Annotated in this window: 11 protein-coding genes and 1 pseudogene; 7 read left to right on the forward strand and 5 right to left on the reverse strand. The window is 43.6% G+C overall.

The annotated features are described in order from the left end of the window. Positions 1-1,035 (reverse strand): HAD-IC family P-type ATPase (locus FFM73_RS07080; RefSeq protein WP_171001235.1); only part of this gene is annotated, 1,035 nt, incomplete at its 3' end. A gap of 159 nt (positions 1,036-1,194) precedes the next feature. On the opposite strand from FFM73_RS07080, the gene FFM73_RS07085 reads away from it, so the two are divergent. Then, the gene (locus tag FFM73_RS07085; RefSeq protein ID WP_137631082.1) at positions 1,195-2,379 is read left to right on the forward strand and encodes a DUF998 domain-containing protein; all 1,185 of its coding nucleotides are present in this window, start codon (positions 1,195-1,197) and stop codon (positions 2,377-2,379) included. 61 nt (positions 2,380-2,440) lie between these two features. Here FFM73_RS07085 and FFM73_RS07090 read toward each other — a convergent pair whose 3' ends face one another. Then, on the reverse strand, positions 2,441-3,331 hold the full coding sequence (locus tag FFM73_RS07090; RefSeq protein WP_137631083.1) for a LysR family transcriptional regulator: 891 nt from the start codon (positions 3,329-3,331) through the stop codon (positions 2,441-2,443). Between the two features lie 172 nt (positions 3,332-3,503). On the opposite strand from FFM73_RS07090, the gene vprA reads away from it, so the two are divergent. Beyond that, positions 3,504-4,967: a vinyl phenol reductase gene (gene vprA, locus FFM73_RS07095; RefSeq protein ID WP_137631110.1), complete on the forward strand. Its 1,464-nt coding sequence runs from the start codon at positions 3,504-3,506 to the stop codon at positions 4,965-4,967. A gap of 146 nt (positions 4,968-5,113) precedes the next feature. Then, positions 5,114-6,031 carry a DMT family transporter gene (locus FFM73_RS07100; protein WP_235874471.1) on the forward strand — a complete coding sequence of 306 codons (918 nt, stop codon included), beginning with the start codon at positions 5,114-5,116 and terminating at the stop codon, positions 6,029-6,031. A 63-nt stretch (positions 6,032-6,094) separates the two neighbouring features. Here FFM73_RS07100 and tnpA read toward each other — a convergent pair. Next, positions 6,095-6,516 (reverse strand): annotated as a pseudogene (gene tnpA / locus FFM73_RS07105) (IS200/IS605 family transposase). Positions 6,517-6,608: 92 nt separating this feature from the next. Here tnpA and FFM73_RS07110 point away from each other — a divergent pair. Continuing rightward, entirely contained in the window at positions 6,609-7,760 is a 1,152-nt protein-coding gene (locus FFM73_RS07110) for an RNA-guided endonuclease TnpB family protein (RefSeq protein ID WP_137631084.1), read from the forward strand. 156 nt (positions 7,761-7,916) lie between these two features. Continuing rightward, complete coding sequence (locus FFM73_RS07115) at positions 7,917-8,213, forward strand: EamA family transporter (RefSeq protein WP_137631085.1); 297 nt, start codon at positions 7,917-7,919, stop codon at positions 8,211-8,213. 35 nt (positions 8,214-8,248) lie between these two features. On the opposite strand, the gene FFM73_RS07120 is transcribed toward FFM73_RS07115, so the two are convergent. Together FFM73_RS07120 and FFM73_RS07125 are read right to left on the reverse strand one after the other, a co-directional pair. Then, a complete protein-coding gene (locus FFM73_RS07120; protein WP_137631086.1) occupies positions 8,249-9,616 on the reverse strand; it encodes a uracil-xanthine permease family protein in 1,368 nt (455 codons plus the stop codon). Positions 9,617-10,539: 923 nt separating this feature from the next. Then, complete coding sequence (locus tag FFM73_RS07125; protein WP_373278643.1) at positions 10,540-11,379, reverse strand: aldo/keto reductase; 840 nt, start codon at positions 11,377-11,379, stop codon at positions 10,540-10,542. Between the two features lie 201 nt (positions 11,380-11,580). Here FFM73_RS07125 and FFM73_RS07130 point away from each other — a divergent pair, with 201 nt between their 5' ends. Both FFM73_RS07130 and FFM73_RS07135 read left to right on the forward strand, forming a co-directional pair. Then, positions 11,581-12,504: an ABC transporter ATP-binding protein gene (locus tag FFM73_RS07130; protein WP_137631088.1), complete on the forward strand. Its 924-nt coding sequence runs from the start codon at positions 11,581-11,583 to the stop codon at positions 12,502-12,504. Continuing rightward, positions 12,491-14,110: an ABC transporter permease gene (locus FFM73_RS07135; RefSeq protein WP_137631089.1), complete on the forward strand. Its 1,620-nt coding sequence runs from the start codon at positions 12,491-12,493 to the stop codon at positions 14,108-14,110. Before FFM73_RS07130 ends, FFM73_RS07135 begins: the two co-directional genes overlap by 14 nt.

Consider the following 14,110-nt stretch of genomic DNA (forward strand, 5'->3'; position numbering starts at 1 on the left):
AACCCGGGCAACTAAGGCCAAGGCTTCATTGGTATCATTAGCGTAGTCTTTAACTGCGGAAACCGCGGTGTTACCAAGGGTCAAGGTACCAGTTTTATCGAAAACGAAGGTGTCGACTTTCGCAAAGTCGTCCATGACAGCGCCACCCTTTAGCAGGATACCGCGTTTAGCGCCGTTACCAATGCCGGCCACGTTAGAAACGGGGGCCCCGATAACCAAGGCACCTGGGCAGCCAAGAACTAAGACGGTAATGGCCGTTGGAAAATCACGGGTGAAGATGTAAACCAGAGTAGCGATTACTAACACTGCTGGGGTGTAGTACTGCGCAAATTTATCAATGAAGGATTCGGCAGGGGATTTAGCATCCTGAGCGTCTTCCACCAATTCAATGATCTTACCGAAAGTGGTATCTTCACCAATTTTAGTAGCTTCAACCGTTAAGGTCCCGTTACCTAAGATAGAACCGGAGTAAACGGAATCGCCCTGGGTTTTAGCAACTGCTTTCGATTCGCCGGTGATGACGGATTCGTCTAAGTAACCAGAGCCAGAAACAATGTTACCATCGACTGGCACGGAAGCCCCGGTCTTGACCATGATGTGGTCGCCTTCGTCAACGTCATCGATATCGACTTCTTCTTGGGTGCCGTCTTCGTGGAGGATAATAGCGGTTTCTGGGGCCATCTGCGTTAATGACTTGATTGACTGACGGGTCTTGGATAAGGTCCGCTGTTCTAGGTAACTCCCGAATAGGAAGAGGAAAGTTACGATCGCTGATTCGTTATATTCGCCAATGATGAAGGCGCCGACTACCGCAATGCTGACCAGCAGTTCAATACTGATGACTTTCACGCGCAGGGACTGGTAAGCGTGAATCATAATTGGTACAACCGCGATGATGGACGCAATGATGAATGCCCAGTCGTAGATGAGGGTCGAATTAAGCAGGTACTTACCTGCGTACCCCACCGCGATGAGGATCGCACTGATCAGGGTAATTTGATTTTGGTGATTTTGTATATACCGTTGAAATTTCATATTGATCGCTCCTTTGATCATTTGATTATCTATAGTGTAGGACGGAATGGTCTAGTTGAAATTGACGTAGGTCAAGTTCGATTAAAAAGTTGAAAGGACTTGCCAATTTTACTGAACTATCCCAAAATAGGTTCAGACAATAATCTTTGGGAGAAAAATATGAAAATTGAATTACCAGATAAGGTAGCAGAACAGCTTCAGATGAAAGGTACTGACAACGTCAAAATCGAGCTGCGCAATCACGATGCAGTGATCACGACGGAAGCCAGTGAAATGTCATTGTTTCAACGCATATCTTTGTGGTGGTACTTAGCGCCAGCGATGCTTAGTGCCATTGCGTTTAACATTTTTTTTGCGACGAAAAATCAGAACCAGATTCCACTATCGGGGAATACGTCGTTAGGGACTACGGTGATTTTAGGTGGCGTGGCGATTGGGACGTTAATGTTCGCCATCTTTTTTATTCGTGAACGACGGAACCAAACCAATACGTTTTCGGCGAATATTTATTGGCGAAATTTTCCGGTAGTTATTTTATCGTTTGCGGTGATTTTAGGCTTAGCACTGCTGGGTGTTTTTTGGCTTTTGGGGACCATCTTCGCAGGTGCAACTTTTGATCGGTTAACGTCCACAATCATCTTTTTTATTTTTGAGAGTATTATCAACTACCTCATGATTTACGCTGCTTTTTCGATTTCTTCACGCACCCTTGTCCGGCTGTTTACGCTGGTGATCGTGAGTGGGGCAGTAATTGCGATGGCAACGAACGGGACCAGAAAATGGTGGCAGTATAATCTCAGCTTTTTAGGGACTCATTTAGCCAGTAACAGTTGGCAATTCAACATTACGTTGATGTTTTCGGCCTTGATCATGGTGGCGTTGATTGATTATATTTTCGTGTCGTTAAACGCCATCTATCCGCATTCAATTAGGTTACTGACTTTGCGAGTACTATTAACGGCAATGTCGGTTGATCTGGGTGCCGTGGGCTTTTTCCCCAATAATGCGGCCTCACACGATATTCACGATCGGTTAGCCTCGTTTCTGGTATACTTCATTATTATTTTAATCGTGGGGATTCGCTGGCTGCTGCCCAGAATTCCCAGTGCGTTTTTGCAGATGTCCTACTCAGTGGGGGCTATCTTAGTCACGGCCGAGGTACTGTTCAAGGTTGTGGGCTATTTATCGTTAACCGCATATGAAATTATTGGGTTCACTTTGGCGTTTGGCTGGGTCGTTTTACTGCTGCAATTCTTGCAGGAGTTGGTCGATAGGGGGACCCGAGTGTTTTATGTAGAAGCAACAGAAGAGAGTAAGCGTGTGAAAACTAAAGATTTAAATTAGATACCAAAAGCAGTCATAACGAAATCAAGTTATGACTGTTTTTAATTTAGAATCAACGTGCTTAAAACTCGTTTAAAAGTTGTTTGAGCATTGGGTTTTGATTAATTTTATTGTAAAGAACAACAATATCATATTGCTGATTGAGGGGACTCTTAATAGGTAGATAACGAATCTGACCATCCGCGCTAAGATCTTGATGATTGATCAAGCCACTGGGATAAAACGCAAAGGCTTGATTTAAGGCTACCAAAATAGTCATTTGCTCAGTGCTTGTCACTCGCTGAACCTGATTATAGTCTTTTAAAAACGGCATACTAGCCATAAAGCTTTCCAATAAAAAGGTCGAAGTTTCGGGACTGTAATAGAGGATGGGGAGAGTTGCAAGATCCGAGGCACTTAAGTAGGGACGTTTGCTTAATGGATTTAGTGTACTGATACCCATCACCATCTTATCCGAAAAAATGATTTGAGTTGCTAGATTAGACTGTGGTGAAACAGCTGGCTGGCCGTAGTTAATTGATAATGCTAAGTCTAAATTACCATTTTTAACGTTTTCAGTCAGATGTTCGTTGCTTCCTTCTTGAATCGTGAGAGAGAGGTTGGGCTGTTTTTTTAATAAAGGATAGAGCGCGTTTTGTAACAGTCCTTTTTCAAATGCAGAGAAGTAACCCACTCGTAATACCTGATCAGTTGTTACGGAACGACGAAGCTCAGTAACCGCACCCGTATAATTATTCACAATATCTTGTGCTGATGAAATAAACCGACGTCCCGCTGACGTTAGCGTCAATTTGTTTTTTCCACGTTGAAATAGTGGCACGTTAAGTTCATCTTCCAATTGTTTCATTTGCTTAGAGACAGCCCGTTGGGTAATGAAGCTTTCATCTGCAACTTGCTTAAAACTACCATACTGGGCAACTTTCAAAAACGTTTTTAATCGATTTAGATCCATAGTCGATTCCTCGCTTATACGTACTTTTAGTTCGCCTGACGAACTAAATGGCTGTTTTCGTTAACTGATTTTAACACTATGATAACGTTATCAAAGCTTCATGAGAAGCCATCAGTCGGTAATTTTGAATTTTCATATTCAGTAATGAGCATATAAAATGGAGGAATATTTAATGACGGTCAGCAAGAGTGATCATTATGATGTCGTCGTTGTTGGTACGGGTGCCGCTGGAACTTCAGCTGCTTTGGAAGCTTCCCAAAAAGGCGCGAAGGTACTGTTACTGGAAAAGGGCCGTACAACCGGTGGCAGCAGTAACTATACTGAAGGTCTGTTTGCGGTTGATTCCTATCTCCAAAAAGAACAGGGCATCAAAGTTTCTGGTACAGACGTCCTCAAAGAAGAAGTCGAATACTCAAAATTCAAAGCTGATTCACGAATTTGGCGGAACTACGTTGATGACAGTGCTGGTACGGTTCAATGGCTGAAAGATCAAGGTGTTGAATACGAAGGCGTTCAAGCGATGGGTGCCGGTGAAGCTACTTGGCATATTTACAAAGGCATGGGTTTTGCCGTTCTACACGACGCCTTATTGCCAAAAGCCGAGAAAAATGGCGTTGAAATTTTGACGTTGACTAAGGCAACTCAATTGCACACCAAAGCTGACGGTGCCATTAGTGGCGTCACGATTCAATCAGCAAAAACTAAAGAAACCCAAGAAATCACAACCAGTGCTGTAATTTTAGCTACTGGTGGCTATTTGAACAACGCTAAGATGATGGATGAGTTGACACCCTATGACACTTCTCGGCTGATTCCAGTGAGTTCTGGTAAGGGTACTGGTGATGGTGTTCGTATGGGCTGGCAAACGGGCGCAAAACACTATGGTACCGGTATGGCCATGCTATTTGGCGGTTACTTGAAGGATCCTGACGAACCTTCATTTAAGATGATGCCGTCTCAAATGAACGCGGCAGCTGGTCAGCAACCATTGCTTTGGGTCAATGAGAAGGGCGAACGGTTTGTTGATGAATCAGTTGCTTATAATTTCTCATATGCTGGTAACGCAATGTACACGCAAAACCAAGTTTATAGTGTGCTGGATCAAGGTGTCATCGACCGGATGGCCAAAGACGGTAATTTCATGGGCTTAGGCGTTTACGTAAAGCGTGGCGAAAAGATGACCAAGCTGCAGGATGAAATCGATGCTGCATTGGCAGCTAAGAAACCCTTCATTTTCAAAGATGATACAATTGAAGGCCTTGCCAAACAAATGGGCGTTCCAGTCGAAACGTTCCGTCAGACAGTTGATACGTATAATGGCTATTGTGCCACTGGCGACGACAAAGAATTTGGTAAGAACAGCGACTATTTAGTTGGTGTTGAACACGGTCCCTACTACGGCTTCAAATTAAACATTGGTGCCTTTTGTACCATGGGCGGGATGCAAGTGACTACTAACAATGAAGTTATGGACGAAAAGGGCGCGGCCATTAAAGGCTTATACGCCGCTGGTAATGATGCTGCCGGTTTAACCGGTGACACATACGGTCCTAACATGCCAGGTACTTGTGTCGGTTATGCTTACTACTCAGGACGTAATTCTGGGAAGCACGCAGCTGAATATGCTCAAGCATAGATTAAATTAAAAAATCGTTTCTCATATAATGAGAAGCGATTTTTTGTTTAGGGCCTATTTATTATACTGAACAAGGTTTACTTTATCGTCAAACTTCTCTAACATGATATTCAGAAACTTTTGTAAGAGAAAGAGAGGCAATTAATGTGACCGATAAGCATAAAGGTCTAACTTTTGCCATTGTTGGGACAACTTTGTGGGGTATGTCTGGTGTCACGGCGCAATATTTATTTGCTCGTCAACCGATAGAGCCGGCTTGGCTGGTAGGTATTAGATTAGCTATAGCGGGAATATTGCTGGTTATCTGGGGTGCCTTTAGTAATTTTCATGAACTGATCTCGATTTGGCGGGACCGCCACGATTGGCTATTACTGATTATTTTTGCCTTGTGTGGGATGATTCCTTCTCAGTTCTCCTATTTTATGGCGATCAAACATGGTAACGCACCAACTGCCACGATTTTACAATTTTTAGGACCGATTTTTATTATTATTTACGTTGCAATCCGTCATTGGCGGATGCCGCGGCGAATCGATGTTATTTCCATGCTGATTGCGCTGTTGGGTACCTACCTGTTAGTCACTAAGGGCAGTTTTGATAGCCTTCAGTTAGCACCGGCTGCCGTCTTTTGGGGCGTCATGGCAGGGGTCAGCCAGGCACTGTACACGCTGATTCCCATTTCATTGCTGAAAAAGTATGATGCCAAAATTGTGACTGGCTGGGCGATGCTCATCGGTAGTTTGGTTTTTATGCCGCATATTCTAACGTCACCGATGCCTAAGCTAAATGTTGCTGGCTGGCTAGGTGTCCTATTCGTGGCGACCTTCGGAACAATGTTTGCTTATTTACTGTATTTAAAGAGTCTGAATTTTATCCTGCCAGCAACTACCGGTATGTTGAGTTCCTTCGAGCCGCTAACGGCAACCTTTTTATCGATCGTTGTTTTGCACACTGCGTTTGGGTTACCCGAAATGTTAGGCGGTGCCATGATCTTAGCCACTGCCTTCTTACAGGCGTGGGCTGTTAGCCGGCCGAAAAAGGCCAACATCAAAAAGGCATCTTAAATCAAGGTTTACTTTATAAGTGGCATCAGTTGAGAAAACTCGGTATTTTAATGCCGAGATGAATCAACGTCTTGGACGTCCACCGTTGTATCGGTCTAATTGTGAGTCAACATATTGAACTATTGTTTCTTTTGAAGCATTACCAAAGGTACTCATAAAGAAGCTAGGAGACCATAAATGTCTGCCCCAGAGTGATTTTTGGGTTTGCGGAAACTGAATAAACCACTATTTTGCTGAACCACCTTTAAAAGCTTTAACGATTGAAGATGGCGCTGACTTAGGCGGAAAGCTGATCATCATTTGAACCTGATCAGGCATTACCTCCATGTGAGATATTTCAACTGAGTTTCTTTCAGCAATCTTTTTCACGATAGTTTTCATAGCATCAACTTGTTTTTCAGTTGTAAATATCTTTTTCGATACTTGGTAGTCCAAACCAGTTGAAAGTTAAAATCAGACACATTAGGATGTTTGTGCTTAATCATACGTTTACCTAATTTCGTTGATATAGAGCCACTCGTATTCATTTCTAGCATACCATTATGATATACTAAAAATGGAAAAGAGGTGAAGTTATATGACTTTAAAAGGGATCAGATTACGGCTATATCCTAATCAAGAGCAGCAACTCAAAATCAAGCTCAACTTTGGGTATAACCGTTTTGTTTGGAATCAAATGCTAGCTATGATGGTTGAAAGATATCAAAATAACCCAGAAGCTAAATTCTTAAATGCGTTTGCCTTGAATAATTTACTACCAGCTTTGAAGACTGAATATGAATGGTTAAAAGACGCTGAAAGCACTAGCTTACAGTCAACCAATCATGACTTAGTAGAAGCCTATAAAAAGTTCTTTAGGCTGCATAAAGGCTTCCCTAAGTTTAAATCGCGTAAATACCCGAAGCAGAGCTATCAGACCAAGTCAGTCAATCACAATATTAAACTAGTTGATAATCATCACATCCAGTTACCAAAATTGGGAAAGCTAAAATTTAAATCAGGTAGAAAACCAGTTGGCAAGATCAAGAATGTGACTATCCGCCTTTCGACTACAGGTAAGTTCTATGCCATTATTCTAGTTGACACTGATATTAAAGCCTTAGCCAAGACCGGTAATCCAGTCGGTATTGATCTGGGGGTTGCTGATTTAATGATTACTTCCGATGGGGTGAAGTACCCAACGATTCGCTTTGATAAACGACTCAGTAAAAAGAAACACTACTGGGAAAAACGTTTAGCACGGAGAAGATTACAAGCTCAGCAAGAAATTGCTTGGGATAAACACAATAAAGTCAGCGAACCCCGCGAGCTTGCTGATTTTAAAAACTATCAAAAAGCTAAAAGAATGGTCGCTAAGTATGCGGAAAAAATAGCTAACCAACGTAACAATTACTTAAATACGTTAACAAAAGCTTTGGTAGCCCAATATGATGTGATTAAAATAGAAGATTTGAAAACCAATAATCTGCTTAAAAATCACAAACTTGCCAGAGCGATTGCTAACCAAAGCTGGCGAGAATTGCGTCGAATGCTGGAATATAAGTGCGCTTGGTATGGAAAACAGTTAGTCACTGTTAACCCTCGAAAGACTTCGCAGATTTGCTCAAGCTGTGGCTATGACGACGGTAAGCACACTTTAGATATTAGACAGTGGGCTTGTCCCAATTGTGGCGTTAGTCATGATAGAGATATCAATGCCGCAGTTAATATCCTACAAGCGACTGCGTAACTTAGCGTCTAAAAGACTATCTGGCACGGAACATGCCTTAGTAAATAGCCGTAACCGCTGCATGCCATTCGTAGAATGCTGTGTAAGTCAGCGGTGTTCCTAGAAGCTCGTTACTTTAGTGACGAGTAGTTCACGCCTAGTGTGGTCACAACGCCGATGCCAAGGTTAAATCTTCTTGGCTGGCTGAGTGTTGGCTACATTTCTATTTTCGGGACAATGTTTGCTTATCTACTGTATCTGAAGAGCTTAAATTACCTATTGCCGGCCACCACGGGAATGCTGAGTTCCTTTGAACCGTTAACAGCAACGTTTTTATCCATTATTCTCCTGCACACCGCGTTTGGTTTACCGGAAATGCTGGGTGGGGCCATGATTCTAGCAACTGCCTTTTTACAGGCGCTGCCAGTTCACAAGGTTAAAAAGGTTACCAATATCAAAAAAGCAGTTCACTGAATTTGAAGTGAGCTGCTTTTTACTGTTTTTATCGATTACCGGCCACTTGAAACTGGTGCAGTTTCAGACTCTGCGGTCGGCACCGTTGCTTTTTTTGACATTAATAGATTTAAAATGATCGCACTAATTGCAGCAATTGTGATTGGTGAACCTAACAGGTATTGCAGCATTTGTGGTGCTTCGCTGACAACTTTGGCTGGTAACAAGACCATAGCCATTGTCAAAACGATTGGGACACCAATGATGTAGATACCAGCTTCACCAGTATCCAAGTGACGAACAACATTCAGTCCGTTTAACATGATAATGACACAGATGATGGAGTAAACACCACCGATGACGGGTGCGGGAACAGCAGCGAAGAAGGCTGCTAATTTGCCACAGAAACCAAGAATGATAAACCAGAAACCAGCGGAGATGAAGACCCGTTTGCTGGCAACACCAGTAACGGAGATAACACCGGCGTTAGTTGAGTAACCAGTCATAGGGGTGGCACCTAGCAAAGCTGATAATAGACAGCTGATACCTTCGCCAATGATTCCCATGTTCCATTGTTTCTTGGTGATCTTTTCACCGGTAACGGCACTCATAGCAAACCAAGTACCTGTTGTTTCAGTCGTTAACACAAGGTAGATGACTACAAACGTTAAAATAGCAGGAAGTGAAAAATGCAGTCCGTAGTGTAATGACGTAAACTGAGGCAGGCTGAACCATGGAGCGGCCGTAACGGATGACCAATCAAAGGCACCCATCGCAGTAGCAACTATCGAGCCAACAACTAAGGCAATGATGATTGAACTCACTTTGAGCACTTTCCTGAGTTGTGGTACCCGTGTACTTAAAATAATGGCAATTAACATGGTAATACCAGTGGCACCAGCAATAATCATATTCGTATTGATATTGCCTGAAGCCTTAAAGATATTATCGTTCAAAGCGCCTGGTAATAATGATAAGCCCACACAAGTGATAATGGTTCCGCCAACGATGGCAGGAACTAACTTGGAAATGACCTTTTGAAAGACACCAGTCACGCCTAATGCAATCAGTAAAAATGACCCGACAACTAACGATCCTAAAACGGTTGCCATCCCACCGTGTGCACCGCCGTTAGCTAAATAAATACCGGCAACGGCACCCACGGGAACGAAGGATGGGCCTTGAGAAACGGGCAACTTCAAGAAGAATCGAGTTTGGATAATTGTCCCGAGACCGCAGGCGATGAAAGCTGCTTGTAAGAAGCCGCTCTTTTGCGCTACGGACATTGATAATAAACCAGCCATGATAATTGGTGCAACGTACACGTCCATGGCAAGAACGTGTTGTAATCCTAGAAAACCAGCTTGTGTAACCGGCACCTTATCTTCTGGTCCATACAATAAGCCATTCTGTTTGCGATCCATAATATTGGTTATTCTCCCTTAAATTGACTTGAGTTCCTTGAACATCATCATCAACCGTCTGCTTAGTCGTTTGATATATTTTGCTATGTCAAGATTGGTAACACTGCCAGGTGGAATAGAGGGTGGACAGTGAAACCAGTGTAAGGCGGCTAAGTAGCCAAGTATGATTTTCCTCCTTGGCATCTAGGCAAGTGGTTCCTGAGCCATGCCTAGTGAATATTCCGCTAAGTTTGCGACAAGTGTAACCACCTCACTTTATATTAAATTATATGCAGGTATTGGAAATGACGAATGTTGGTTATCAAACAATAGTCATCATTCGTCCCAATACCTTGTCAGTTATTATAAGCACAATTTTATAGGGTTTCAATGGAATTTCACGAACAATTTAAATTTTAATTTTTGACAAAATAATATGCAAAAAGCGGAAAAGTTTTGTTAGCGGTTTCGTTACTGCAGGCGGGGTTTCAATCACAATTTACATTGAATTCATAAACAGTCTTTATTTAAATAATTATTCATAGACACTTAAGAAATGCACTAATTTTATTTTAATAGTTTAATCGAAATCTAATATATCAGGAGCTATGCATGGGAAACTACTGAAACGGCAGAACGATTGTTGACTGCCACAGCTTTTGTGGTTAATTGCTCGTATAGATCCGATAGTGCGCGTCGTTCGGAATAGTCACGAGACCCCAAAGACAACAAAAAAGTCCTGCGAATAGATTTCGCAGGACCCTCTCTTAAGTATCAGCTAGTTAACTGAAGTCTCCGTAGCTGATGCTTTAAGACTTATTCCGTAACTCAAAGCATCACCCCCTTTTTTAATTGTGATTATAATACAATGATATTTAGTATTTGTCAATCAATTGCGATAAAGCGCATAGCTGCAGCATTTGTAGCTTGAATAATGGCCATAATTAGTCGAATTCTTCATATTCGTTCGGGTCTTGACCAGCCACCCGGCCATCTGGTTTATTCAGGTTGTTGATTGCCTGAATTTCATCCGGTGTCAGCTTAAAATCAAAGATATCTAAGTTCTGGCGTTGATGGATCAAACTGCTGGATTTTGGAATCGGAACGATACCGCGTTGGGTATGCCAGCGTAGAATAATTTGACCGGCATTTTTATCGTATTTTTTCGCCAATTTTTGAATCACCGGTTCTTTTAGCGACGCGCTGCCACGGCCTAATGGACTCCAAGCCTCAGTGGCAATACCACGTTCTTGATCAGCTTGTAAGCCAGCTTCATTGATCCAGTAGGGATGGACCTCAATCTGATTAACAGCTGGTGTCACGCCCGTTTCTTTAGTTAAGCGGTCCAGATGTTCCGGTAGAAAGTTGGATACACCAATCGTGTGGATTAGACCCAGCTTTTGTGCTGTGATCATCGCTTTCCAGGCTTCAACGTAGTGGTCGCGTTTCGGCAGTGGCCAATGGATCAAAAACAGATCAAAGTAGTCCAGTCCCATTCGTGCTAGGGATTCCGTGATGGCATTTAACGCATCATCATAACGGTGATACTTGCCGGGCAGCTTAGAGGTGACAAAGAATTGACTGCGGGGAATGCCGCTTTGACGAATGGCTTTCCCCACGATGCCTTCATTATCGTAATTAGTTGCGCTGTCTAATGACCGATAACCATCGTGGATGGCAGACAGAATCTGGTCGACACCTTGAGCACCGCGAATCTGGTAGGTCCCAAGTCCCAGCATAGGTAATTGGTGGCCATCATTTAGTAAGATATTTGGAATTGTCATCATTGAACCTCCTTATAATATATTGCCTTCATTATAACGGTTAGAGTTGACTCTAGGTCAAATAAAAAGTCGAGTAAATCGCTTATTTTAATATTGACCCATTAGTCATTGACTTACAAGTCAATCTAGAATATACTCTGGGTGAAATTTCAGATCAGTTCCTTTTAGCTGCTTTAAAAGTGTGAATAAGGAGGGAAAATCATGACCCAAACAATCGTCAGTATTTATCATTTGCAGAAATCTTTTGGTAAGTTTCAGGCGTTAAAGGACATTACTTTTGATGTGAATGCCGGAGAAGTATTTGGTTTTATTGGGCCCAACGGTTCCGGTAAATCAACTACGATTCGGGTGTTGCTAGGAATCCTAAAGGCCAGTGGTGGACAGGCAACAATCTTTAATCAGGACGTCTGGCAAAAGGCGGTTGCGATTCACAATCGAATTGCTTACGTACCTGGTGATGTTTATCTGTGGCCGAACCTGACCGGCGGCGAGATGATTGATTTTCTGCTGAAGCTTAACCACCAATCCCATAGCGCTAAAACGGATGAGCTGATTCACGAGTTTGAGTTAGATCCCAAGAAAAAATCGCGGACGTATTCTAAAGGTAACCGCCAGAAAGTGGCGCTGATTGCGGCGTTATCAACGGAGGCTGACCTCTATATTTTCGATGAACCTACCAGCGGATTGGATCCCTTAATGGAAGAACTATTTCAAAAACATGTGTTAGCTTTAAAACGCTTAGAGAAAAGTGTTCTGCTTTCCAGCCATATTTTATCGGAAGTGGAGCGGATGTGTGACCGAATTGGGATCATTCGAACCGGAGAGATCGTTGAAACTGGGACCCTTGATCAGATGCGGCAATTGACCCGTAATCAAGTCATTGTCCAGACTAAACAGACGCTGACTGGCATTGAGACATTAACGGGCGTTCATGGGTTTAAACCCGATGAACACATTGCCAATAAAGCAGTCTTTGCGGTGGATACAGCTCAGATCGGCACAGTTATGGCAGAACTGACGCGACGGGAAATCGTGGCACTGCAGACGACACCGCCAACCTTGGAAGACTTATTTATTCGGTATTACAACAATACAGAGGGGACTGAGGGACATGACACGAAGTAATCGGACTGCTCAGACTGGTTATTTGACGCGGATGTATCTCAGACGCGACCGGTTGGCCATTATCATCTGGCTGTTAGGGATTGTCAGCATGGTGGCTGCGGGAGCTAGTAAGATTATTGGCCTCAGTGGCAATGATAAGCAGGTAGCGTCACTGGTTATGGCACTGGACACGCCATCAATGGCCGCTTTATTTGGTCCCTTTACGGCGGTCAAGCCCTATACCACTGCAGCGATTTTTGCCGCTTCGATGATGGTTTTTACCGGGTTGCTGATGGCCATCATGAATATCTTCTTTGCGATTCGTAATACGCGGGCACAAGAAGATAATGGGGTGCTGGAAATGGTGCGAGCTCATAGTGTTGGCCGGCAGAGCCCGTTATTAGCCACCATCTACGAGCTACTGATGATCAATACTGTCGCGGGATTATTATCTGCTGTGACCCTGCAAGCAATTAAAATGGATGGGGCTGACGTCACGGGTGACTGGCTGTTTGGTATCGGGATCGCCATTTTTGGCCTGATGTTTGGTGCTTTTACTCTGTTTCTGGCACAATTAGCTAGTAATTCCCGTGGTGCGACGACCATGAGCTATAGTTTGCTGGGAATCCTGTATCTTTTGCGAGCGATGACCGACGTCCAAAACGTGAAATACACTTGGTGGACGGTTTTCGGTTGGATCGAAAAAATCGATCCGTATGGTAAAAATCGCGTTTTACCGCTCTATGACATGCTGGCGCTTGCGGTTGTTATTTTGCTGCTAACCTTTGTGATCAGTTCAGAACGGGATCTCGGTTCCGGTCTTCTACCTGATCGACCCGGTCGAGGACACGCTAGTCCGTTATTAGCTGGGCCTACCACCTTAGTTTTTCGATTAGAACGCACTAGTATGATTGCGTGGTTCATTGGGTTAGCAGTCTATGGTACTAGCATGGGGACGTTATTTAATACCATTGGGGACATGATGAATAACAGTCCCATGATCGCGAAAATTATTGGGCCAGCCGCGGCCGCTTCAGCAGGTCGGACAATGACGCTGCAATTTGCGGCTTTGATGAGTGTGATGATGGCCATCGGTGCCAGTGTGCCCGCCATTGCCACTATGCTACGAATTAATAGTGATGAACAAAAAGGCTGGCTAGAAGCGATTCACGCCCGTAGCGTTTCACGACTGCATCTATTTAGCGCCTACACGATAGTTGGAACCGTGGCCGGATTACTGGCTTTATTCGCTGGAACGTTTGGGATGGCACTGGGCGGCCAAGGGGCGAAACACGCCTTTGAAATCAGTCGAATCATGCGGTCGTTTTGGGGATTCGCACCAGCGGTTCTGGTGGTTATCGGTATCGTTGCCGTGGTGTTAGGTTTACTGCCAAGGTATCAACAAATTGCCTGGATCATTCCAATTTATGCAGTGTTGTCGATTTATCTTGGCGGGTTGCTGGATTTCCCAGAATGGACGAAAAAATTAACGCCCTTCGGCTGGATCAATAACGTACCATTAAAAGCTGTGCAGTGGGACCAAGTCGGTTGGCTGGTACTATTGAGTATTATCCTAGTCGTTGTGGGTTACGGTTTGTATCGGCGACGTGATCTGGTTGAAAATTAG

Origin of the sequence: Secundilactobacillus hailunensis, assembly GCF_005405185.1 — a bacterium.
Lineage (GTDB): Bacteria > Bacillota > Bacilli > Lactobacillales > Lactobacillaceae > Secundilactobacillus > Secundilactobacillus hailunensis.